The sequence below is a fragment of the Nitrosospira multiformis genome (assembly GCF_003050865.1).
Classification (GTDB): Bacteria; Pseudomonadota; Gammaproteobacteria; order Burkholderiales; family Nitrosomonadaceae; genus Nitrosospira; species Nitrosospira multiformis_E.
Window position 1 is genome coordinate 50483 of the sequence record NZ_QAOK01000005.1, and the last position, 23742, is coordinate 74224.

A 23742-nucleotide genomic window follows, 5' to 3' on the forward strand; every position below is an offset into this window, starting at 1 on the left:
GCGGACACTTCAATAAAATTTCATGCGCAAACTTCTGATTGTCTCGGCTGGATTGCTATTGATTTTTTCCCTGATCCTAGTCGTCGTAATCTCGCTCGCTATTGAAGATCGCCCACGCATCAACCGTCAGGTCGTCCTGACATCGGATCACATAGAACGCGCAAAGCGCATTGTGGATAAGCACCGTTACTGGGTACGTCCGGGAATGTTCGCTGCTGCAAGGATAATGCCGGCGGATGCGGATCTGGCCGCAAATTACCTGGCGCGCAGGCTCCTGAAAGGCAGCGCTCACCTCACCCTTGCCCATCGAAGCGCAGTGATCCGCCTCAGCATTCCCCTTTCCGAGACTCCACTCAAGCGCTACCCGGATAGATATCTCAATATTCAGGCATCTTTAGTCGAGACCGATCGCCTGCCACAGCTCAGATCGATCCAGATCGGCAAACTTTCGTTACCTGACGCGCTTGTGGACATGTTCATGCCCCGGATACTGGAATGGTTAAGAGAGAGCCCGGAATATAAGGCTAGTTTGGATTCGCTTCGGGTGGTAAAGGTTTCTCCGGATGAATTGACCATTGTTTATCGTTGGCGCGGCGGCCTCTCCCACGGCATGAAGGCCTCGATCATAGGCGAAGAGGAGCGCGAACGTTTGCTTCGTTATCAACGCCTGCTGGTGGAAAGCAGCAGAACTGGCGAGAAAGAATTATCGCTGTCGGACGTGCTTTCACCGCTCATACGCGCAGCAGTTGGGCAATCGACGGAGACTGACCCGCGTGCTGAAAACCGTGCCCTTATTCTGGTTGCCACAGCACATGTGCTGGGTATTTCACTGAAGCGGATTCTTCCAGGAAAAACAACCTGGCCCCGAGCCCAGCCTCAGGTTGTAACACTGGATGGCCGTGATGATTTTGCCAAGCACTTCATGGTTTCCGCCGCTATCGCTGCCTATGCCGATACCGCACTCGCGGATGCAATCGGGTTGTACAAGGAATTCGAGGACTCCCGCCATGGCAGCGGCTTCTCCTTTAACGATCTTGCTGCAGATCACGCAGGCACAAAATTTGGAGAAAAGGCGGTAGCAAGCGAGATATCAGCCCAGCAACTTCAGTATCGTGTCCTTTCCAGCATTGGGGACACAGATTTGATGCCCCCCTGGTCCGACCTGCCGGAATTCATGACGGAGGCCGAGTTCAAAAAACGCTTTGGGGGAATCGGAGCGCCCGCCTATGAGGAAATGATGCGGACTATCGAACAACGGGTGGCGGATCTGGGCGTGTTTCAATAAGCGTTTTCTCGACTCACCGAACGGCTCCATCGGAGCATCGATACCCTACAGCGATACCCTTTAACGGCCGGGCTTTCACTTCCGTCGAAGGCAGCGGTCGAACTTGGCTCAAGCTGCGAGCGCCTTCTGACAGGTTTCCCCGGGTTATGGAAAGTGGTGTATGAAAAACTGACATGCTCCGGTCGGCAATTTCCGGTTTCTTGCCGCCCGGAGTGCTCAGGAAAAAATGCTTATAGTCTGTCGAGAAACGATGAGATTGCTGGCCAGTTCCACGCATCGATCTCGCGGTCTCCAACGGGTTCAGGCAGTTTGGAGGGGAGCCTGTCGGAATCTCCGTGAATAAGCAATACAGGTATTCTCGCATCGTAAGCGCAGCGCAGTTCCCATTGCTGCCCGTCGGCTCTGACATAGTTTTTGGTAATCAGGCCAATCACGCCATCACATCCCTTCACCGTCTCCCGGCATTCGTCTTTCCAGGAAGGCTCCCAGGACTGTTTGACAGGCATCTCCACAAAGGAAAATTTTGTTTGCTCCTTCAATTGCTCCAGAAGCTGATCGTGAGCACTCCTGTCCTTGAGTGCAAAACTGATAAAGATCTTGTTTGTTTTTTCAGCCATCAATTACCCCCTTCATTTGTTATTAGCGTGGAATCCCAAGTCCCAACCATCCTCTCTGCCAGCAGCGGCAGACCTCTCCCTTGATCGTTCAAATATCTCACGCTCCTGAGCCGCGCCTTGCGGTTACCTGTATCTCGATACGCATACGCGGATCCGAGAGGCCGGCAGCCAACATCATTGCCGCTGGCCTTACATCCCCGAGATATTTCCGGAATATGGGCCAGCACTTGGGGAAGTCGGCAGCATCAGGCAATATATAGGTGACGCGCACAATATCTCTCATGCTTGCCCCGGCCTCATCCAGAGCAGCGTCGATATTTCTGAAACATTGCTCAGCCTGCTCAAGAAGATCGTCTGAAATTGTCATTTTGCTGTAGTCAAAACCTGTCGTGCCTGAGACGAAGACCCAGTCACCCTCAACCACAGCCCTGGAGTAACCGATCTCCTGTTCGAACGTGGATCCTGAACTGATCAATCTGCGTGTCATCTGAGCTTCCTGTTCTTTATGGTTAGCGCGGACAAACCTCCACCGCTTTTCCAGATGATGTACCCGATCGTGTCCCTCAGTGAGAGAAACACTGATTCTTGTCGGATACGACCGTGCATGCATATTTCATTTGCTGCACCTGGCCGGCACGATTGAATATGTATTCGGCCCGCAGCGCTTTGAATTGAGCATCTGTAAACGAAATCGAGTCAGCTACGTAACGTTCTTCATTCCAGAATCTGACTCTGCAGAAATCGGATTCCGATCTGCATATCTTGCTGAGTGCAGCGCCGTAAACCGCCTTATCCATATCCCGCTTGCTATCGATCAGGACCATATGGATATAGTTTTTTGAGTTGCCAAGCTGAATCGAGCGCACAAGGCGCCAACCGTCTCCATGAGGCAGTTCCGGGGATGAAGCCGATTGTGATTGCGATTGCGACTGTGATTCCGGCTGCTGCAATGAGAAGGCAGAGACGGGCCATGACAGAATAATAAAGAATGCCATCGCTATTACTCTCTTGTCGTTTACTCTTTTGTTCATGATACTCCTTTACGGAATTTCTCCGCACTGGTCAAAATCGGCAATAAAAAAGAACGTGCCTCTCCTCCTGGCAGTAAGGAATCGTGGCTCGCCCTGTTCTCAACCTGCCCTGTTCCTCCGGTTCTGGAACAAATAGCTCTGGTTCAGGAACTCTCAAGAGCTAAATCCAATTTATTTTATCAACAAAGAAAGTGGTCAACAAGAAAATACCAATTGCGGAAAAGCCGTATTCCGGCGCCGCGGTGGGTAGAAATAATCCAGAAGCTTCGGTGCTGCAAGTTTAAATAGGCCTGATCGCCTGTCAGAAATCTTTACATTCTTCCCATATTTCTTCCATCAACGTCTGTTCAACCTTTGAAATCCGCGAGTTAGCTCTTGGTATGAAGATTGCTTGCATATAGTGTGAATGGGTCTCCCGTAACCCGGATTGAATATTCCAGATGAACTTGCCGGCCTTTTTTTCTGTGGAACACGTGGAGCGGTACCACCATATCATCCAGGAATGGCTGGAAGTAAGCTGTCACTATGATCTATTGCTGTGGCTGCAAGGCGAGATGCAAGACTATCTGCCTCACGAGATCATGCTTGCTGCATGGGGAGATTTCGATACAGATACCGTGTGTCATGACATTGTCTCTGCCTTGCTCGAAGTGAGGAGCGAAAACTCCGATGCAAGGGCGCTGCTACCCTTACTCCAGGGTCTGTTCCGCCGCTGGGTTCAACTTGGGAAGGCCCCTTACGCTCTTGGTAGCGGCGAATATGGTTTCCTGATGGAAGAACGCGTCCTGCAATGTCCTCTGGGAGGGGCGCTGCAAGGTATGCATTCCATGTTGGTACATGGCATCAGCGACAAACGCGGGCAGCATGATTGTCTGTACGTGATGTTCAGTTCGAGCAGGAATATCTCCCCTTCCTCGATGAACGTCATCGGAATACTGCTTCCATACATCGACGCGGCATTCGGCCGCATTGATCCACCCCCCGGGAACAATCGACGCACCCTGGTTCCGTTAAATCCAGAGAAGTATGGATTCAGCCCTCGCGAAATCGCGATAATGGAGTGGACCCGGATGGGTAAAACGGTTTCTGAAACGGCTGCGATACTGGAGGTCAGCACTTCTACGGTAAAAAACTGCCTGCTGGATCTATTCCAGAAACTGCATGCTGCCGATCGTTCTCAAATGATGCCAGCAGCAGAGAAAACATCGCCGAACAACAGATAGGCTTTCACAATTGACGACACGGCGCGCATTGAAACTGGTCTTTATTCTTTAAAAACGACAGCATGACCGCCTTTTATTGGAGAAGCGCCTTTGCCATGGGCCGAAACTGCAAGTGATAGAACATGTTGAGGTAACGCACGGTTTCTTCGTGCTCCAGCTTACTGACGAACTTCCAGAAGCCGTAAATACGCGATAGCGTCATCATTCTCTCGGCATAGAGACGCCAGGTATAGCGCGCTTCGACCCTCTGCAAGGCCCTCTGGGAAACCTTGTCCCAAAAACCCGGATCGGCTGCCGCTCGCGCAAAAAAATCCGTCATGGCGGAAGCGGCCGCCAATCCATTGTTGGGATCGAAATGGTAGCCCGAAACCCCATGTTGAATGATTTCGCGCGGCCCCCCATAGCAGGTGGCGAATACAGGCAGGCCGGAGGCCATGGCCTCGATAATGGTCAGCCCGAATGCTTCGAATCGCGCCGGCTGAACAAAAATGCCGCGACGATCCGCCACGTGCCGGTACAACTCGCCGGCAAGATTCTTTTCCAGCCGAGTGCCAAGCCAGCGCATGCGTCCCTCCAGCTTGTACTCGTTCATGAGGGCATGCATGTGCTCGATCTCGGCACGCTCCTCGCTATCACTGGAGGCTGCTGGATCGATATGCCCGCCGATCACCAGAAGGTTGGCTGCGTCCGATAAGGATTGACACTGCCCGAACCATGCGGCAAGGCCGGTAAGATTCTTCACCATGTCCAGGCGAGCCATTGTAAAAATCAAAGGTTTCGCAGGATCAGCGAAGTAGCCGCGGCAGGGCACGCCCGGATCATCCCCGTACAAAAGACGCTCGATGTCCGGAACCAGGGCATCCAGGCGCCGCTCGCGATCGAGATAAGAGAAATAGACTTCCGCATCCGCACCCGGCGAAACGATGTTGAACTTGGGATCGAAAAGGTCAATACCGTTCACTACCCGGTATAAACCCGGCATCGTATAGTCCTGGTACGTTTCATATTGGCCTACCGTCTGCTCGGTACCGGCAATTTCCTGAAAGGTGCTGGTGATGATGAAATCGGCGCTGTTCATTGCGATGAGATCGGCGGTATATTGGCAGTTGAAGTGATACTGAGCTTCGTTCTCCCGCCAATACAACGCCGAGTGCAGGTACTTGCTCTGCTCCAGCGCATGCGCAATATTGCATTGGGTTACGCCGATCCGTTTGGAAATCAGCGACGCGACAAGATTTCCGTCGGAATAGTTGCCTATGATCAGGTCGGGACTACCGCTGAGTTGGGCCAGTGCTTCGCGTTCAATGTCGTGCGCAAAATTTTCCAGGTATGGCCATATTTCGAACCGGGAAATCCAATGGCGAACGATTTCACCGCTCGCTTTTCGAAATGGCACCCGCACGATCCATGAATTCTGGGTGCCGTGGATTTTTTCCAGAGGCTGGTGGCAGAGTGTATCGCCCGCGTCAGGGATGAGGCGCGTGCCGATCAGGATTTTTGGCGGCGCATCTATTCCCTGCAATATCAGGCGCTCACTCATTTCCCGTTCCAGGGCCCGCACCTGATCGAGGATGTATACCACTTGCCCGCCTGTATCCGGCAATCCCAACACGTTATCCTGACCGAAGTAGCCATGGGGAGACAGAATCAGCAGTTTCGAGATCATTGGAATGCGTGCGAGGAAGTTCTCCAGGATCTGTGGAGAGGGAGCCTCCAGAATATCCACCAGCAAACTCATCGTCTCGCTCACACGGCCCACGCAATTTCCCCAGCCGGGTGCAAATCCGATACCCCCCAGCGGCTCGGCAACATCCTTCCACTCGGTATCATCGGGATACTTCTCAAGCATACTCAGAGCCCGGCGCAGTCCGGAACGCAGCGCCGGTACATCGGTGAAGTTGCCGCCCAGCATCAACTGCTTCCCGTCCATGGAATGTACTGTCAGGAAATGCAGCAGCTTGTCCGACCCCAACCCCAGTTGCCCAAACAGACCCCCGGCAAGCTGCTTGTTGAGGAAAATCACACCCTGTCCTATAGACCGGATTTCCTTGAGCTTTGGAGAACCGCGATTAAAAGGCGCAAAATCAATTTCCAGCACGGGCTCATTCGCCCCCTCCGGATTTACCAGCAGTTCCTTGAAAGCGAGATATTCCGACACGGTGACAGGCTCGGGGACCAGCCGATCCAGATGCAGGCGCGCGTACCACCAGCACCCCGCATCCTCGCGGCCCGCCATATAGACCATTGGCGGCCGGCACACCGCTTCCTGCAAAATGTCTACGATCTCTTGTACCTGCGGGTCAGAAAGCAGATGGGCGTGGTCCGCACTCAACGCATCAAAAACCGCTCCCAGATCGGAGCGAAGCAAAAGCGGCCTTTCCAGTTCGAACCACCTGCGTAGAAGCGTATACATATCACCGCGATGATCGGCAGCCCAGGCTTCAAATTTGTGCAGCATTTGCAGTCTCCATGATGGAAGTACCAAATTCATAATGCGCCATACCCTCTGCAATGCCGTCGGCATATGCGGACCGGGCAAAATAGATTTGCTCATTCCCTTTCAGGCTTGCGAGTTCGGAACTATGGTTGGCAACTATAACGCCGAGGGTGTCACCGATCAGCATTTCATGATCATTGCCGGAATCCCCCGCGACCAGAAACGCGCGTAGCGGCAGTCCCCACTTGTAGGCAAGATAACGTATTGCCCGCCCTTTGGACGCCCTCAGCGGCAACACGTCGAGATAAGTCTGTCGCGAGTAGATCAGGTGTGCTGACAGATTCTGCTCGCGCAACAAAGCACGGATTTTGGCTACTGGCGGCATTTTTTCCGGATCCACGTTGTAGCTGAGCTTGAATTCGCGCTGGTTTTCGCCCGCCTGCAGCTTGAGTCCCGGCACTTTCCGCAATACGTTTTCAATGGCATCGCGGCGCCATAGATACTTGATCAGGTTTTGCCACCCGAGATCCGGACGAAGTTCGGGACCATAATAGATTTCGCTGCCCACCGCGGTGATCAGCACATCGGGCAAGGGTACGCTCCATTCCTTCAATATTTTCACAGCGCTTTCCAGCGTGCGGCCAGTGGCGACACCAAAGCCCAGGTTGGGTGGCGTCGCCCGCAGGATAGCAAGAAGGCGACGCAGGGCAGCACGGTCGCCGAGCAGCGTATTGTCTATATCCGTTATGAGCATATGCGATATCAAGGGCAGCGGGCGCGGTTGCCTTTGATATATCGCCAGGTTCCGGCGGATGCGCTTGCGCTCCTGATGCAGCAGACGCGACAGAACGTGCAGATATCTCCTGACATGCGCCTCCCACGTGTAATGGTTTTTTACCCCTGAAACGCCGTCCCGCGCCCAGCGCCGCCAGCGCATAGGGTCAGCAAGCGCATACTCGATCGCTTCGGCAATCGCGCCAGTGTCCGATGGATTTACCAGTATCCCATTTTTGCAGTTCGCCACGATATCCCGCGGTCCTCCATCTTCTGTCGCGATAATGGGAAGTCCACTGGCGGCGGCTTCGATCAGTGTAAGACCGAAGGGTTCGGTAAGCGCCGGATTGATGAACACGCCGCGCCGCTGGGCTGCGAGACGGTAGAAACCGGCGATGTCGGAAGGCTTGTGGTGTTTGGGCAGCGCCACCTTGCCCCATAAATCGTAGCGGTCGATATCCAGCAGCAGATCGGTCATCACTTCGTTCTGGGCAGCATCCAGTTGACGGATGTCATCCCGGTTGCCCGCCACGATGGCGAGATTGGCCTGTTCATGCAGTTTGGGCGAACTGCCGAAGGCCGCAACCAGCGCCCCCAGATTTTTTCGAATTTCAGGACGGCAAATGGTCAATACCAGGGGCTTGCGCGGATGCGCGAGAAAGCGATCGATGAGATCCGCGGTCTCCACTTCCACTGGTTTTTGACGGCTGGGGGGAGAAAAACGCGATATATCAGTTCCCGGCGGAATGACAACCGCGCGTTCCGGGCGATAGTTGGTGTACAGCCCGTATTGCTCGACGCTTTCCTGAGGCGTGCTGGTTATGACCAGGCTAGCATGTTGCAGTACGGCTTCCTCTGTGGCTATTCGCCGGTAGAAGCTGAATTGGCGCTCCAGTGCCTGCGGCTTCCGGCCTTGTGCCAGCAGGCGTTGTTGCTTGCTGCGTCCCAGGGAGTGCCCGGTATGAATCTGAGGGATGCCCAATAGCTGGGAAAGCTGCATGCCGACATAACCGGCGTCGGCATAATGACTGTGAATGACATCCGGCAAGCGCTTCTGCCCGCGGAGAAAAAGCAGCGCGCGATCCACCAGTTGATCCAGATAGGGCCAAAGGCTTTCCTTGCGCAGATAGCGGCGGGGGCCGCACTGAAGGCGGATAATGCGCGCGTTGTTGCCCAGCGTTTCCTCAAGGCGGGCATAATCCGCGGAAACCGAAGGATCTTCTATCCTTCGCGTGAGCAGATCCACCTTGCCGACCTGGGGCTGACGCGCGAGTGCTCGCGCCAACTCCACTACATACAGCACCTGGCCGCCGGTATCCGCATCGCACCCCAACTCCATGTCGTTTCCCCGAATCAGCCCGTGCAGGCTCAGCATCAGTATGTATAACTCTTTCATCCGTCTCCTAACCGTCCACTGACCACTGTCTGATGAACGGTTCGTAAAAATCATCGTGTTCGGGAATGGCCCCCCGTATTCCGCAAATTGCGCCGGCAAATTGCTGTGCCTGCTTCAAGATGATGGGCATACCCCATCCCTGCAACAGGCCGAATATGAAGACCGCAGAGAACGCATCACCCGCTCCCACCGTGTCGACAACATCCACTGCCTTGTCCGGCGCGATCGATATTTTTTCTCCCGCTCGCTCCAGCCACCAGGCACCGGTTGCGCCGCAAGTAACGAGCATCCCGCGCAACTGATATCGCTCAATCAGCGCTTTGGCCTGAGCCTCGGCAACAGGCTCATCCATATTCAACAGTTGAGCGATGCGATCCAGTTCATCGTCGTTCGCCTTAACAATATCAGCATGCCGCAACGACCAGTGCAGTCGTTCGCCATAAATCCAGGGATCGCGCAGATTGACATCAAAAAAACGTTGGCCGCTGGTTGCGCGCAGCATATGGCGCAGCGCGCGATGCGAATCGGCGCGCTGCGCCAGTGTTCCGAAATAGACCATTTCCGGGTTTGCCGCAAGCGCAGCCACCCGTGCCAGACGTGGATGAATATGATCGTAGGCCTGGTTAGGGACAATAGTGAACCGATGCCCTTCCGCCCCCAGATGAACCGCTACCACGCCTGTAGGATAAACCGAGTCAAGCTGTACACCCTGCGTGCTCAATCCGGCCCTCTCCATCGTCTGCAACAGACGCGCACCCTCCGCATCCTGGCCTATCCGACTCACGAGAACAGGTGCACAGCCAAAAGCGCGCAAATGGCGGGCAACATTGAGAGGTGCGCCACCGACCACATCCCCGCCGGGGAACCGGTCTATCAGTGTTTCGCCAAAAAGGAGCACCGAGTGGTGGACGTCGATCATCATGATAACTTGAAAAAATCGGTCGCGAATCTGCTCCGGGTTCGCCGACGCACATGAACGGGCCTTCCTTGTACTTCCGCGTGAAGCCATGGGAAAAGAGGGATATTGCCTGCTATACAAGCATCTCCCGCAATACCTGCACAAAGCTTTTTTAAAGCGGGTGCATATGGCATCGATTCAGAAGCTTATTGCCTGTCGCGCTGCCGCTCCCGAAGCGCCTCCCCGCGGATAAAGGAAGAAGGAAGCATCAGAAGAAAATTCAGGGAAAAATGAAGAACACTCCGCTCTTATCTGTCATAATTACCGCTCCTTTTGCCTCTTTTCCATCTGCCTGCGAAAGCAGGAATAACAACAGGAAAAACTAACAATATTATCAGCTACGGAAAGGGTTTCTGTACGGTAGCAGACATACGGCGAGAAGAAAGCCTGCCAGCTTCCGGGCTAGTTTTCGAAAGATTTCTAGAACTTGTACCCGCGATGCAGTGCTACCGCGTTTGCGGCAAGATTGAAATATTCCACGCGCTCGAATCCGGCTTTCTGCATCAGTTGCTTCAACTCCTCCTGCCCGGGATGCACGCGGATGGATTCGGCAAGATATCGGTAGCTGTCCGGGTCCTTTGCGATGAAACCACCCATCGCGGGAAGTACTTTGAACGAGTAGAGGTCGTAGAGCCGTTGCAGAGGTTTCCATATCCTGGAAAATTCAAGCACGATAACGCAGCCACCGGGGCGCAATACCCGCAGCATTTCTTTCAGCGCAGCATCCTTGTGCGTCATGTTCCTCAGACCAAAAGCAACGCTTACGCAATCGAAGTAATTGGTAGGGAATGGCAGCTTTTCCGCATCGCACTGTGCAACCGGCACGGCAGTACCTTCATCCAGCAAACGATCGCGGCCAATGGTCAGCATGGAATTGTTGATATCGGTCAGCCAGACCTCTCCCCTGCTCCCCACCTGCTCAAGGAAGAGCGAGCTCAGATCCGCAGTTCCTCCGGCAATATCCAGCACACGGTTACCTGACCGGACTCCGCTCACCTCAACTGCAAATCGCTTCCACAGTCGATGCATGCCCCCAGACATCAGGTCATTCATCAGGTTGTAACGTTCCGCAACAGAATCAAACACACCTGCTACCTCGCGTGCTTTCTCCGTTTCCGACACGGTCTTAAAGCCGAAATGGGTAGTTCTCGTCATCGATGTTCAAACTTAAATAAAGGGTAGAGGGAAAGAAGCCTTGTTCCGAATAGTCTCAGCTTTTTGCCGCTGATTCCCGGTTCGAACCCGGTAAATGCCCGGCCGGTTCCCGGCTGGCTCCCGCTTCTTCCATTCGGCGCAGGTAACGCTGCCACATTTCATCCTGGTGCAGGCCATACTCGTAGAGCAGATCCCAGGAATAAAGCCCGGTATTATGGCCATCAGAAAAAGTCAGCTGGATCGCATAGTTGCCCACCGGATCGATACGATTGATATTCACCTCTTTCTTACCGGTCTGCAGCACTTCCTGGCCGGGGCTATGACCCCGCACTTCTGCCGAGGGCGAATACACCCGCAGGAACTCGCTGGTGGACCGGAACGTCTTTCCATCACTGAAAGTGATTTCCAGCAACCGTGATTTTCGATGCAACTTGATTTCGACGGGAACAGGCGTGTTTTTACTCAAGCCAGCCATTGCCTTTCTCCAGTTTGATTCCGGTTGGGAATGGCGAATGATAAACCAGTAGGGGCAAAACTAAAACCTTGACGGCAACTGGATGTGATTTCCGACAAAATCGGGTACCGCAAAGATTGCGATACGAAAATGCAGATCCCGCCGAGAAGAACCAGGGACAGAAGAGAGGTATCCGGAAATAGGTCAACAGAATTCCGCCGGCTCCCGTGCCTTTACGAGAACCAGCCTATCCGCGCCCACCTTTGCCCCTCACCGCTGAGGATCAATGCAGATTATCTGCTGATAAAATCATATATAGCATACGCAATTCTCACTGCTCCTCGTCGCTGTGCGATGCTACCTTTCCCGCCCACCTTGCAATTGAACAGAGTGCGACATTATTCCATTGCGCAATTCAAAGCGCGGGTGGCGCAGACTGCCCGATCACGGAAAAGCAGGCTGTTTCGGTTCGGTTCCTTCAATCTCTACAGTCGGTAAATGATTTTTTATGCGCGCCTCGATCTCCTCGACACGAGCTTTTGGCACATCAGCCAGTACGAGCAATTGACCTGCTTCGATCGCCTGTTCAAACTGCTTTATTCTCGAGCTTGCCGCACTCACACCAATCAGGCTTCCCGCCCAGGCGCCGACACCTGCTCCTGCAAGCGCGCTTCCCAGCACAATACCGCCCGCAATTACCGTGGATGCTGGCGGCAGAACGACCGCAACCAGTCCGGCCAGAGCACCGGCGGTACCGCCTACCGCCAGTCCCCGTTCCACCGCGGGAATGAAGTCAGTCTTCTGCAACAGGCTGGCCTCGGGCAGATCCTCAAGCTCGGTACCGCGCTTGGCCACCACATGAATGTGTTTTTCCCCTATTCGGGATAGAAGCAGCTCATCGACAATGCGTTTGGTCGTCGAAATGTCGGGAACCAGAAAGTATATTCTTCGCATCATGATCTCCTGATAGTGGTTAACAAGGCAAATCACCAGCGTGCAGAATATTCAAAATATTCAAAACCGGCTGATTTCAGCATAGGACAGGTCAACCGAAAAAGCAAACTAACGCTCCGAGTAGGGGAATCAGAAAATGATGGATACTGATTTACTCATACCACATTTGTAAGTCGCCCGCATCCTCCTGCATACTAACGCGAGATCGTGCAAAATAAGGAGCATACGTTACATGGATACGATAAAAACCCGTGCGGCAGTGGCTTGGGCTCCAGGCCAGCCTTTGAAGATCGAGGAAGTGGACTTGATGCCGCCAAGGAAAGGCGAGGTGCTGGTGCGCATAGTCGCTACGGGAGTCTGTCATACAGACGCATATACTTTGTCCGGAAAAGACCCTGAAGGCAAATTTCCGGCTATTCTGGGGCATGAAGGCGGCGGCATCGTCGAGGCGGTCGGCGAGGGCGTGACCAGCGTGGCGGCAGGCGATCACGTCATTCCGCTGTACACGCCCGAATGTGGCGAGTGCAAATTCTGCAGATCGGGGAAAACCAACCTGTGCCAGGCGATAAGGGCAACTCAGGGACAGGGGCTGATGCCGGAGGGCACTACCCGTTTTTCGAAGGATGGCAAACCCATTTATCATTACATGGGCACTTCGACTTTTTCCGAATATACGGTAATCCCTGAAATTGCACTGGCCAGGATCAGCAAGGAAGCGCCACTGGAAAAGGTCTGCCTGCTCGGCTGCGGCGTTACGACCGGCTTGGGCGCGGTGACCAATACTGCAAAGGTAAAGGCGGGCGATACGGTAGCGGTATTCGGTCTGGGTGGCATAGGCCTGGCCACTATAATCGGCGCTGCGATGGCCAAAGCTGGACGCATCATCGCTATCGATATCAATCCGGGCAAGTTTGAAATTGCGCGTCAATTGGGCGCTACCGATGTAGTGAATCCCAAAGACCACGACAAGCCCATCCAGGAGGTGATCATCGAGATGACCGATGGAGGCGTGGATTTTTCCTTCGAATGCATCGGCAATGTAAAGGTCATGCGCTCGGCCCTGGAATGTTGTCATAAGGGTTGGGGGGAATCGGTGATTATCGGCGTTGCCGGGGCAGGAGAAGAAATCTGCACCCGCCCCTTTCAGCTCGTTACCGGCCGCGTCTGGCGCGGCTCCGCTTTTGGGGGAGTGAAGGGCCGCAGCGAACTGCCCGGCTATGTGCAGCGCTATCTCGATGGAGAATTCGAGCTGGATACCTTCATTACCCACACGATGGGATTGGAGGATATCAACAAGGCATTCGACCTCATGCATGAGGGCAAGTCCATCCGCACGGTGATACATTTCGACAAATGATTGGTGCGGTTTCCGTTAACCGCAAAGGTTTGTACCCATGAATCAGAATCCAGAGGAGTTGCAGCTTCTCTCATCGCATCGTTCGTTCGACGGATGGCAAAAACGCTACAGGCATTTTTCGCCATCGCTGAGCTGCGAAATGAATTTTTCCATCTATCTTCCACCGGCGACAGACCAGGGTGAAAAGGTACCTGCTGTCTATTGGCTCTCAGGCTTGACCTGCACGGATGAGAATTTCACGATTAAAGCCGGGGCGCAGCGGGTGGCAGCAGAATCTGGCATCGCGTTGATCATGCCAGACACCAGTCCGCGAGGAGAAAAGGTGGCGAGAGCAAGCGATAATGCGTACGACCTAGGATCGGGCGCGGGTTTCTACGTGAATGCCACGCAGGAGCCCTGGAGCCAGCATTACCGGATGTATGACTATATCGTCGATGAGTTGCCGGCCCTGATGGAAAAGCACTTTCCTCTCAATGATCGGCGCTCGATCAGCGGTCATTCAATGGGAGGACATGGCGCTCTGATGATCGCCTTGCGCAACCCGAAGCGCTATCGATCAGTATCCGCCTTCGCACCTATCGTGAACCCTACCACCAGTCCGTGGGGCATAAAGGCCTTCAGTCACTACCTGGGAGATGACGTCAAGAACTGGTGGAACTATGATGCCTCTTTGCTTATAGAATCTGCACGCCCCTCGGAGTATCTGCCCATGCTGATCGATCAGGGCTCTGCCGATGAGTTTCTGGCCGAGCAACTGAAAATCGAGCGCTTTATCGCCGTGTGCAATACGGTGAACTACCCCGTGCGAATCAACATGCGTGAAGGTTACGATCACAGCTATTTCTTTATCAGCACATTTATCGGAGAGCACCTGCGTTTTCACGCGGAGGTCCTCAAGAATCCTTGAACAGATTCCCTGAACCTGTAAACGGGATATTCCCATCCCCCAGCCCCTGCAATAAGCGGTGCGACAATTTGCCGCATTCCCAGAGGGGTTAAAATCCATTATTCTGCTCGTGACTTCTCCTTGAAGTTGCCAGTAGTACCGTGTTTGTTTTACGCATTATTTTCCTTCTACATTCGGGCTCGTCGCACATCACCCCACGATGTCACGAGCCCTTTTCTTTTTCTGATCGACTTGTCCTGCCCATCGGTAGAAACCTTGCTTGGCCAGTTCAGCAACCATGAGATAGAACACGACCATCGTCCCGAGGATGAGATAGAACTCGATGGGAGGTGGCACGAAACCAAAATACGCCCCTATTGGCGTCACGGGCAGCAACGCTGCAACCGCAATTATCGTCAGCGAGGTGACAACCAATATCGGATGGGCAGTACTGACAAGGGGATTTCCCCTTGTGCGAATAACGAAGATCACCAGCACTTGCGTGCAAAGCGACTCGACAAACCAACCGGTTTGAAACAGTTTTTCCCCGGCATCCAGGACCACCAGCATGATATAGAAGATTATGAAATCGAACAGCGAACTGATGGGTCCGAGCACCAGCATGAAATTACGGATGAGATCAAGATCGAGGACATGGGGATGTCGCATCTCCCAGGCATCTACTTTATCCAGCGGGATAGGGACTTCAGATATGTCATAAAGAATATTATTGAGCAGAATCTGTGTCGGCAACATCGGCAAAAAAGGCAAAAACAGTGCGGCTCCTGCCATGCTGAACATGTTGCCAAAGTTAGAGCTGGTACCCATCATGATGTACTTCATGATGTTGCCCAGGGTCCTTCTTCCTTCCATAACAGCGAGGTATAGCGCGTGCAGATCGTGCTTTAGGAGAATCATGTCTGCCGCTTCTCGCGCAACATCCACAGCTGAATCAACCGAGAGGCCGACATCGGCGGTATGTAGCGAAGGAGCATCATTGATGCCGTCTCCCAGGTAGCCAACCACGTGATTACGCGCCTTGAGTGCGCGAATCACACGCTCCTTCTGTATAGGATTCACCCGACAGAATATGTTGGCTGATTCGACTCGTGCCTGCAAAGCGTTATCATCCAATTCTGCGATATCCTTCCCTGTTAGAAGCCCATTTACCTCAATCTTTAGCTCTTTGCATATGTAGCGAGTAACAAGGTCACTATCACCGGTTACGATTTTGATCGCAACGCCGGCATGAGCGAGAGCCGCTAGCGCTGATGCGGCACTTGCCTTGGGCGGATCGAGGAAGGCGGCGAAGCCCGCCAGTATCAGATTTGTTTCATCGCGCACAAGCTCGTGGAAGTGGTCTGGCGATACTTCGCGCCAGGCAATACCGAGTACCCGAGAACCTTCTTCCTCCAGTGCCCGGTATTGCTTATGTATCTCCTCCATTGCCGCTTCATTCATGGAACACTTTGCGCTTTCCCCATCAGCCTCGTAGTGGCTACACAGCCGCAGGATTTCATCGGGCGCACCTTTCACCACTAGCCAACGTTTCGTTCCGTTATCAATGAGAACAGAGATGCGGCGTCGCTCAAAGTCAAAGGGAACCTCATCGATTTTCCTCCAGGTCCCGACCTCGATATGCTGATGATCAAGAATGGCCTGGTCCAGAGGGCTTCTCATGCCTGTCTCGAAAAAGCTGTTGAGATAGGCTAGCTCAAGCACCCGGTTACTCGAGCATCCATTCACGTCCACATGTTTAGCGAGGCAGATTTTGGCTTCAGTCAGAGTACCGGTCTTGTCGGTACAGAGAACATCCATCGAGCCCAGGTCCTGAATCGCAGAAAGACGTCTGACGATTATTTGCATGCGAGCCATTCGCAGCGCCCCGCGGGACAGGGTGACCGAAATAATCATGGGCAAGAGCTCCGGAGTCAACCCCACCGCAAGAGCTACCGCAAAAAGAAAGGACTCGAGCCACGGTTTGTGAAAGAACACATTCGTGAGCAAAACGAACATCACCATAAGGATAGTGAGTCGCATGATCAGTGCACCAAAGCGATGGATACCTAGTTCGAACGAAGTCGGCGCGGCAGGCCGGGAGAGACTGTCAGCAATTGCCCCGATAGCAGTACGAGACCCGGTATTGACTACAGTTATTCGTGCACTGCCGCTGATGACGGATGTTCCCATGAACACAGCATTGCTTGCGTCTTCGAGTCCCGTAGCAGACTCAGGGAGTAAACCTGGCCGCTTTTCTACTGGGTAGGGCTCCCCGGTGAGCAGCGCCTGATTCACAAAAAAATCGCGTGATTCAAGCACGAAACCATCTCCCGGCACCAAATCACCTGCGAAGAGCAGCACGACGTCACCAGGCACGATCTCGCTGACCGGAAGCTCAAGCGGTTTGTCATCCCGCACCACCATCGCTCGAAGGGAAACCGATCGGCGCAGTTTTTTTACGGATTCATTGGCGCGATACTCCTGGACAAAATCAAGAGTAACGCTGAGCAAAACCATGAAGCTGATAATGAAGAAACTGGAGGTGTCACCTGTCAGTGCCGACACCGTACTTGCGGCAAGTAGAATAATGATAAGGGGATTTCTGAAGCGTGCGATAAACTGTAGCGGAAGCGGTTTCTCCCGAGTCTCGCGAAGCAGATTAGGACCGAAACAAGCAAGGCGGGATTTAGCCTCGGCTGTGGACAGTCCTTTCCTGGCGTCCAGTCCGGCTTTTTCCTCTAGCCCTGGTTCCAGCCACCACGGCCGATGTTTTACATCAACTGGCATTATGGGCGTGGAAAAGTAAGAGTTGAGCCCTCAGATATCTGTTTCTGCTGTAGTAGTCATAATTGCAAACATCTTTCCTGTTTCCTGAACATTTGTCATCCACGCTGATCCCCTCCCCACTCTTTTTCGCGCTACTAATCAGAGGCCAAATGCTGGTAGAAATGCGGCCACAAAATAAGAGATGACTATCACCCAGATGAAATAGCGGTGAATGAGATGCACGAAGGCCTCAACCGGATTTTTCATGACGCTATAGTTCACCCTCATTCCAGCCTTCTCCAGTACGACATCAGCAATAATGATGCTCTGCCTTTGTTATAGACTGCTTGTCAGGTTAAATGAGAGTTCAGGAATGTATTCATTCGTCTAAGCCTCATTACAATCTCCATCCAGAGGCCGAACGGACCATCGAATATCTCCGCAATTAAGATTGAACTGACTGGAAATTGGGTAGACAATATTTTTATGTGTCTCGGTATTCCCATGCAGATAATCGAAATCGAGGGCTTTAACGCACTTTGCGAAGCAAAAGGCGTAAGGCGCGAGGTGAGCCTATACCTGGTTCAGGGAGAGCAGGTTGCAATTGGTGATTTCGTCATGGTGCACGTGGGGTACGCCATTCAGAAAATGAACGAAAGCGAGGCGCGCTCAGCCTGGGAGCTTCACGACGAGTTGCTTGCTTCCGGGACGGACAGTGCATGAATTCTCGGTCTGCCAAGCTTTGATTGCACAGGTCGAGCAGATTGCGATCAGCCATGGGGCGTTGAAGGTGCAATCGGTAAAACTGCGGATCGGTCCCCTCTCTGGCATGGAACTGCCGCTGCTTGAGCATGCATATCCCTTTGCCAGCGCGGGTACCCTCGCGGAGGGCTCGATCCTTGAAATAGAGCGTGCTCCGCTCAAAGTAAAGTGCGAAGCATGCGGCCTCGACTCAAAGGTTAAGCCAAATTTGCTCACATGCCGCATGTGTGGAAGCTGTAAGACCAGAGTCGTGAGCGGCGAGGAATTGATGCTCATGAGTGTGGAATTGATCACCACTTGAAGTCTCGGGAGGTCTGGGATGTGCAACACGTGTGGCTGCAACATCACACCCGGTAACCGCGAATTCGCGTATAAGCCGGTAAACGGCAAGACCGCAGTTTCGGTTCTGGAGAACCTCTTGGCCAGGAACGATGACCAGGCGGAACACAACCGGCAGCATTTCGACAAACATCGGCTGCTGACGGTAAACCTGATGTCATCCCCAGGCGCCGGCAAGACAGCGTTGCTGGAAGCGACCATCGATGCTTTGCGTGACAAGTACCGTATCGGTGTGATCGAGGGTGATCTGGAAACCGAGAACGATGCGGTACGCATCCGTGCCAGAGGGGTGCCGGCATACCAGATCACTACAGGCTCGGCGTGCCACCTCGATGCCCACATGGTGCACGACGCATTGCATAAATTTCCCCTGGAAGGACTGGACATCCTCTTTATCGAGAATGTGGGAAATCTCGTCTGCCCCGCAAGCTTTGATCTGGGCCAGCATAAGAATGTCACTTTGCTCTCCGTCACTGAAGGCGATGACAAGCCTGCGAAATACCCCGTGATGTTCCGTGCTGCGGATATCGTGCTTCTGACCAAAAGTGACCTATTGCCGGTGCTGGATGATTTCGATCCTGAACGGGCAGAACTCAGCCTTCGCAACCTGGGTAGCCGAGCACCGGTAATCAGGCTTTCCGCGCGGAAGAGTCTGAACCTCGGGGACTGGCTTGATTGGCTGATCGGCGAACTGGTGCAGAAACGGGGGAAATTAGCTTCGGACGTTCTGGTGCAACCTGTGGCAGAACCGCAGTCGATATCGTCCAATACGGGAATGCAGGGATGACCCTTACCGCCCAGGAGTGGCTAAAAAAAATCCATGGGCTACCGCTCGATCGGCCTGCGCGCATCATGAACGTATGCGGGGGGCATGAACGCTCGATTACCATGGCCGGAATCCGAAGCGCGCTGCCCGAATCCATCGAACTGATTGCCGGGCCCGGCTGCCCGGTGTGCGTTTGTCCCGAAGAAGATGTGTACCAGGCAATTCAACTCGCACTGCGTGGAGAGGTCATCCTGGTCGCTTTCGGCGATATGCTGCGCGTGCCGGCGAATGTGCCAAAGAAAGAAGTGCGATCCCTGGAGCAGGCCAAGGTTGCGGGAGCAGATGTGCGTGCCATTGCCAGCCCCCGCGAAGCGGTCCGGATAGCGCGCGAAAATCCGGAACGGCAAGTCGTTTTCTTTGCTGCGGGTTTTGAGACCACCACAGCCCCGGTAGCAGCCATGCTGCTGGAGGGAGTGCCGGACAATTTATCCGTCCTGCTGTCAGCGCGGCGCACGTGGCCTGCAGTCGCAATGCTGCTTGATTCTGATAAGCCGGGCTTTGATGGGTTAGTGGCACCCGGCCATGTTTCCACAGTCATGGGACCTGAGGAGTGGAATTTCGTCTTCGAAAAGCATGACATTCCCACTGCCATAGCCGGTTTCAAGCCGGTCTCGCTGCTCGCAGCCATGTATTCGGTGTTGCGCCAGTTACTTGAAGGCAAGCGTTTTCTGGATAATTGTTATCCTGAACTAGTCCGGCCCGGGGGAAATCGAGCCGCACAGGCGCAACTCGCCGAAGCGCTGCATGACACGGATGCTAACTGGCGCGGCATTGGCGTTATCCCATCTTCCGGTTTTCACCTCCAAAAGCGCTTCGCAAAGAACGATGCGCGACTTCAATTTCCCGATTTCGATACAGAGGGACGCAAGCGCACAGGTCAGATGCCGCCCGGTTGCGAATGTGCGAGCGTAGTCCTTGGAAAGATAAATCCAAATCAGTGCAAGATTTATGGCCGTGCCTGCACACCGAAAACACCCGTAGGTCCGTGCATGGTGTCGGACGAGGGTGCTTGCCGCATCTGGTGGGCAGCAGGCGTACGGGAGAACATGGCCACTGGAGAGAAGACGGCGGCAGATAGCACTTCTACTCCCGATGTTAACTAAGAAGCCAGAATAAGCGGCGCAGATTCACGGCAAGAGGCTTGGAAGCTGAACGTGTCTTCGCCTTGTATCCTGTACGGCCCTTTTCTCTCATTTTTCCTGCTGCCCCGATGAATGTGAAAGAGGAACAAATCACTCGCCCGTGTAAGCCCGAAGTGCGCCGCTGGCTCATAGGGGGTCGGGTGCAGGGCGTAGGTTTTCGCCCGTTTGTGTACCGTCTGGCGCAACGATTTCGCTTGACTGGCCATGTACAGAATACTTCCGACCAGGTGGTAATCGAAGCAGCGGGAGAAAAAAAGCTTCTGGATGCGTTTGGTGTCGCACTGCTTGCCGAGGCACCCCCTCTTGCCCAACCGGAGATGGTGCACGTTGAGAAAATCCCCTACCTCAAAAGGGATGGCTTTGAAATCCTGCAAAGCTCGGACAATTCGGCAGAGCGCATTCACATTCCTCCTGATTATTTCTTGTGCGATGACTGCAAGCGGGAAATGCAAACACCGGGTGACACGCGCTATCGCTATCCCTTCATTAACTGCACCCAGTGCGGTCCCCGCTACACGCTGATCACCAAACTGCCTTACGATCGTCCCAATACTGTGATGGCAGGCTTTGAACTATGCTTGCAATGCCGCAGGGAGTATGAAGACCCCGGCGACCGGCGTTTTCATGCCGAACCGGTAGCTTGTCCTGCCTGTGGCCCGCAGCTTTGCCTGTCGGCACCCGAAGGCCGGGTTGACGGACCTGCCGCGCTGGCAGCTTCTGTTACCGCTCTGCGGCGAGGCGAGATCGTCGCAGTGAAGGGTATTGGCGGTTATCACCTGATGTGTGATGCCCGCAACGAGACAGCGATTGAGCAGTTGCGCACGAACAAGCACCGGCCACATAAACCGCTTGCGCTGATGTTCCCCTGGTGCGGTGAGGACGGACTAGCGCAGGTGCGGGATGAATTGGAAGTCGACGCACAGGGGCAAGCATTGTTGTGCGGGCCAGCGCGGCCAATCGTGCTCTTGCGAAGGCGCAGGGATTCAATGTTGCCTCAATCTATCGCTCCGGGGATAAGGGAAATCGGCGCGATGCTCCCCTATAGTCCCTTGCATCATTTGTTGCTGGATGAATTGGATAAACCGGTAGTGGCCACCTCTGGAAATGTGAGCGGAGAGCCAGTATTGACCGATAATGCAGAGGCGGAAACGCGGTTGGCCCGAGTGACTCGAGTTTTTCTCCATCATAATCGCCCCATTGCGCGTCCCGCGGATGATCCGGTGGCTCGCGTCATTGCAGGAAAGTCTCGCTTGGTTCGAGTGGGACGCGGAATTGCTCCGGTTGAATTTGACCTGCCTGGCCTGTTTGCGCGGCCATTGCTTGCTGTGGGCGGGCATATGAAAAATAGCATTGCCTTGGGCTGGAACGGGCGAGCCATTCTTTCTCCCCATATCGGGGACCTGGATGCTCCCCGAAGCATGGCAGTATTCGAACAGGTTATTTCAGATTTGCAGCGGTTGTATGGCGCTTCCCCTCAGGCTATCGTTTGCGATGCCCATAAAGGGTATGCCAGCAGCCGCTGGGCGGATCGGCAGAGTTTGCCACTCATCCCCGTCTGGCACCATCATGCCCATGCATCCGCTTTGGCGGCTGAACATTCACGAGAACTTACCTGGCTGACTTTCACCTGGGACGGCGTCGGCCTGGGGGAAGACAATACCCTTTGGGGCGGCGAAGCGCTGCTTGGCCGGCCCGGTGCCTGGCATCGAGTCGCACGCCTGCGTCCGTTCCGGCTACCTGGAGGCGAGCAGGCAGGACGGGCCCCGTGGCGTTCTGCTGCTGCGCTTTGCTGGGAAAGCGGAAGAGAGCCTCCCCTCAAGGGAACCCGCCTGGGGCTGCTAAAAAAAGCATGGGAAAAAGGACTAAATTCACGCGTCACCACCGCAGCGGGACGTCTTTTTGACGGCGCCGCCAGCCTGCTCGGGGTGCTCGGGCATGCGAGCTACGAAGGCCAGGCCGGGATGTATCTGGAAAATGTTGCAGAAGCCTGCGATTTAGAACGCGACGTGCACGCAATTGATCTGCCTCTTTTCCAAGGCGCTACCGGTTTGCTCACTGTGGACTGGGAACCGCTCATCCCCGCACTGCTCAGTGAGGCGATTCCGGTTGCGCGAAGGGCAATGCAATTTCACTTGAGTCTCGCAAATTCCATTGCGGTCCAGGCGCAACGCATCCATTCGTCAACACCGTTTGATCGAGTGGGGCTGACCGGCGGCGTGTTCCAGAACAAAGTGCTTGCCGAGCTGGCTGTTTCGCAGCTGGCAGCCGCCGGGTTTGCGGCACATTTGCCGGAAAGAGTGCCTTGCAATGATGGGGGCATTGCGTTTGGTCAATTGGTTGAAGCGGGTGCGGGCGTCAAGGCTGGTGCGCATGGATGATAGGCACATCAGCCTGGCCCATGGCAACGGCGGCCGTTACATGCGCGAGCTGATCGAAACCGTATTCGCGAGCCACCTTTCCAACCCCTTGCTCAACGTACAGACGGATGCAGCGGCCTTACCTGCCATGGAGGGAGTGATAATGATAACCACGGACGGCTTTACAGTACAGCCGCTGGAGTTTCCTGGGGGCACGATCGGTTCCCTGGCAGTGCACGGAACAGTAAACGATCTGGCCGTATCCGGCGCCCGCCCCTGTTATCTCACACTCAACGCTTTTATTGAGGAAGGCTTCGATATGGCGCAGCTGGAACGCATTGTGGCCAGCCTCGCCAGTACGGCACGGGAGGCGAATGTTTCCGTGGTAGCGGGCGACACCAAGGTTCTTCCTCGTGGGCAAGGGGGCGGGCTGTATCTTGCCGTCACCGGAGTGGGTGTGAGGCCAAAAAATCTGGAACTTGGCCTCAACCGGGTGCAGCCGGGAGACTCCATTCTGGTAAGCGGCCCGGTAGGCGATCATGGCATTGCCGTTATGCTGGCCCGGGAACAATTTGGCTTAAGCGGTGAGCTGCTGTCGGACGCAGCCAGTGTGCTTCCCTTGACGCAGGCATTAGTGCCGTTGCCAGGCCTGCGTTTCATGCGCGACCCCACGCGGGGCGGGCTTGCTACCGTTCTGCATGAAATTTGCCGCACTACGGGACTGGAAGCGCGGCTCGACCAGCTAGCGGTTCCGGTACGCGACCAGGTAGCGTCCGTGTGCGAAATGCTGGGGTACGATCCTTTTTATCTGGCTTGCGAAGGACGGGTGGTGGCGGTGGTGGAATCTGCTCAGGCAGAAGAAGCGCTTGCCCGGTTGCAGGCGCTGCCACAGGGGCGTGAAGCTGCAATTATCGGCACCGTGAACCAGGGCCGTCCGCACGTCGTACTCGAAACCGAACTAGGTGGGGAGCGCATTCTGGATGAACTGGAGGATGACCCGCTCCCCCGAATATGCTAGAAATG

General features: G+C 54.4%; 21 protein-coding genes. 10 read left to right on the plus strand and 11 right to left on the minus strand.

Annotation, left to right across the window (positions count from 1 at the left end; genetic code table 11):
* Nucleotides 1-22: 22 nt before the first annotated feature.
* Nucleotides 23-1285, plus strand: a complete 1263-nt coding sequence (locus C8R21_RS04120; protein WP_107761564.1) for a hypothetical protein — start codon at nucleotides 23-25, stop codon at nucleotides 1283-1285.
* A 230-nt stretch (nucleotides 1286-1515) separates the two neighbouring features.
* On the opposite strand, the gene C8R21_RS04125 is transcribed toward C8R21_RS04120, so the two are convergent.
* The 3 genes from C8R21_RS04125 to C8R21_RS04135 form a co-directional block, all read right to left on the minus strand.
* Nucleotides 1516-1902 (minus strand): TIR domain-containing protein, encoded by a 387-nt coding sequence (locus C8R21_RS04125; protein ID WP_107761565.1) that lies wholly within the window; start codon nucleotides 1900-1902, stop codon nucleotides 1516-1518.
* A 97-nt stretch (nucleotides 1903-1999) separates the two neighbouring features.
* Nucleotides 2000-2389 carry a RidA family protein gene (locus C8R21_RS04130; RefSeq protein ID WP_107761566.1) on the minus strand — a complete coding sequence of 130 codons (390 nt, stop codon included), beginning with the start codon at nucleotides 2387-2389 and terminating at the stop codon, nucleotides 2000-2002.
* Between the two features lie 76 nt (nucleotides 2390-2465).
* On the minus strand, nucleotides 2466-2933 hold the full coding sequence (locus tag C8R21_RS04135; RefSeq protein WP_107761567.1) for a hypothetical protein: 468 nt from the start codon (nucleotides 2931-2933) through the stop codon (nucleotides 2466-2468).
* A gap of 440 nt (nucleotides 2934-3373) precedes the next feature.
* Here C8R21_RS04135 and epsA point away from each other — a divergent pair, with 440 nt between their 5' ends.
* A complete protein-coding gene (gene epsA / locus C8R21_RS04140) occupies nucleotides 3374-4156 on the plus strand; it encodes an XrtB/PEP-CTERM-associated transcriptional regulator EpsA (RefSeq protein WP_107761568.1) in 783 nt (260 codons plus the stop codon).
* A gap of 73 nt (nucleotides 4157-4229) precedes the next feature.
* Here the strand turns inward: epsA and C8R21_RS04145 are convergent, their stop codons facing one another.
* The 6 genes from C8R21_RS04145 to C8R21_RS04170 all read right to left on the minus strand — a co-directional run bounded on the left by C8R21_RS04145 (nucleotide 4230) and on the right by C8R21_RS04170 (nucleotide 12284).
* The gene (locus tag C8R21_RS04145; protein ID WP_107761569.1) at nucleotides 4230-6614 is read right to left on the minus strand and encodes a sucrose synthase; all 2385 of its coding nucleotides are present in this window, start codon (nucleotides 6612-6614) and stop codon (nucleotides 4230-4232) included.
* Entirely contained in the window at nucleotides 6598-8763 is a 2166-nt protein-coding gene (locus tag C8R21_RS04150) for an HAD-IIB family hydrolase (RefSeq protein WP_107761570.1), read from the minus strand. The genes C8R21_RS04145 and C8R21_RS04150 overlap by 17 nt, the downstream gene beginning before the upstream one ends.
* A gap of 7 nt (nucleotides 8764-8770) precedes the next feature.
* The gene (locus C8R21_RS04155; RefSeq protein ID WP_258192246.1) at nucleotides 8771-9685 is read right to left on the minus strand and encodes a carbohydrate kinase family protein; all 915 of its coding nucleotides are present in this window, start codon (nucleotides 9683-9685) and stop codon (nucleotides 8771-8773) included.
* Between the two features lie 456 nt (nucleotides 9686-10141).
* Nucleotides 10142-10876, minus strand: a complete 735-nt coding sequence (ubiE, locus tag C8R21_RS04160) for a bifunctional demethylmenaquinone methyltransferase/2-methoxy-6-polyprenyl-1,4-benzoquinol methylase UbiE (RefSeq protein WP_107761571.1) — start codon at nucleotides 10874-10876, stop codon at nucleotides 10142-10144.
* Between the two features lie 55 nt (nucleotides 10877-10931).
* A complete protein-coding gene (locus C8R21_RS04165; RefSeq protein ID WP_107761572.1) occupies nucleotides 10932-11351 on the minus strand; it encodes a gamma-butyrobetaine hydroxylase-like domain-containing protein in 420 nt (139 codons plus the stop codon).
* A gap of 423 nt (nucleotides 11352-11774) precedes the next feature.
* Nucleotides 11775-12284: a DUF1269 domain-containing protein gene (locus C8R21_RS04170; protein ID WP_074974845.1), complete on the minus strand. Its 510-nt coding sequence runs from the start codon at nucleotides 12282-12284 to the stop codon at nucleotides 11775-11777.
* A 232-nt stretch (nucleotides 12285-12516) separates the two neighbouring features.
* On the opposite strand from C8R21_RS04170, the gene C8R21_RS04175 reads away from it, so the two are divergent.
* Both C8R21_RS04175 and fghA read left to right on the plus strand, forming a co-directional pair.
* On the plus strand, nucleotides 12517-13641 hold the full coding sequence (locus C8R21_RS04175) for an S-(hydroxymethyl)glutathione dehydrogenase/class III alcohol dehydrogenase (protein WP_107761573.1): 1125 nt from the start codon (nucleotides 12517-12519) through the stop codon (nucleotides 13639-13641).
* 37 nt (nucleotides 13642-13678) lie between these two features.
* Nucleotides 13679-14548, plus strand: coding sequence for an S-formylglutathione hydrolase (gene fghA / locus C8R21_RS04180; protein WP_107761574.1), 870 nt, complete (start codon nucleotides 13679-13681; stop codon nucleotides 14546-14548).
* A 189-nt stretch (nucleotides 14549-14737) separates the two neighbouring features.
* On the opposite strand, the gene mgtA is transcribed toward fghA, so the two are convergent.
* Nucleotides 14738-17314: a magnesium-translocating P-type ATPase gene (mgtA, locus tag C8R21_RS04185; RefSeq protein WP_107761575.1), complete on the minus strand. Its 2577-nt coding sequence runs from the start codon at nucleotides 17312-17314 to the stop codon at nucleotides 14738-14740.
* Nucleotides 17315-17452: 138 nt separating this feature from the next.
* Entirely contained in the window at nucleotides 17453-17581 is a 129-nt protein-coding gene (locus tag C8R21_RS16360) for a hypothetical protein (RefSeq protein ID WP_258192247.1), read from the minus strand.
* A 198-nt stretch (nucleotides 17582-17779) separates the two neighbouring features.
* On the opposite strand from C8R21_RS16360, the gene C8R21_RS04190 reads away from it, so the two are divergent.
* The 6 genes from C8R21_RS04190 (at nucleotide 17780) to hypE (ending at nucleotide 23737) form a co-directional block, all read left to right on the plus strand.
* On the plus strand, nucleotides 17780-18016 hold the full coding sequence (locus C8R21_RS04190; protein ID WP_107761576.1) for a HypC/HybG/HupF family hydrogenase formation chaperone: 237 nt from the start codon (nucleotides 17780-17782) through the stop codon (nucleotides 18014-18016).
* On the plus strand, nucleotides 18009-18356 hold the full coding sequence (locus tag C8R21_RS04195) for a hydrogenase maturation nickel metallochaperone HypA/HybF (protein ID WP_107761577.1): 348 nt from the start codon (nucleotides 18009-18011) through the stop codon (nucleotides 18354-18356). The genes C8R21_RS04190 and C8R21_RS04195 overlap by 8 nt, the downstream gene beginning before the upstream one ends.
* 18 nt (nucleotides 18357-18374) lie before the next feature.
* Nucleotides 18375-19181 (plus strand): hydrogenase nickel incorporation protein HypB, encoded by an 807-nt coding sequence (gene hypB, locus C8R21_RS04200; protein WP_107761578.1) that lies wholly within the window; start codon nucleotides 18375-18377, stop codon nucleotides 19179-19181.
* Nucleotides 19178-20323, plus strand: a complete 1146-nt coding sequence (gene hypD / locus C8R21_RS04205; RefSeq protein ID WP_107761579.1) for a hydrogenase formation protein HypD — start codon at nucleotides 19178-19180, stop codon at nucleotides 20321-20323. The genes hypB and hypD overlap by 4 nt, the downstream gene beginning before the upstream one ends.
* 107 nt (nucleotides 20324-20430) lie before the next feature.
* Nucleotides 20431-22740 carry a carbamoyltransferase HypF gene (hypF, locus tag C8R21_RS04210; protein WP_107761640.1) on the plus strand — a complete coding sequence of 770 codons (2310 nt, stop codon included), beginning with the start codon at nucleotides 20431-20433 and terminating at the stop codon, nucleotides 22738-22740.
* The gene (gene hypE, locus C8R21_RS04215; protein ID WP_107761580.1) at nucleotides 22733-23737 is read left to right on the plus strand and encodes a hydrogenase expression/formation protein HypE; all 1005 of its coding nucleotides are present in this window, start codon (nucleotides 22733-22735) and stop codon (nucleotides 23735-23737) included. Before hypF ends, hypE begins: the two co-directional genes overlap by 8 nt.
* The last annotated feature ends 5 nt before the right edge of the window (nucleotides 23738-23742 follow it).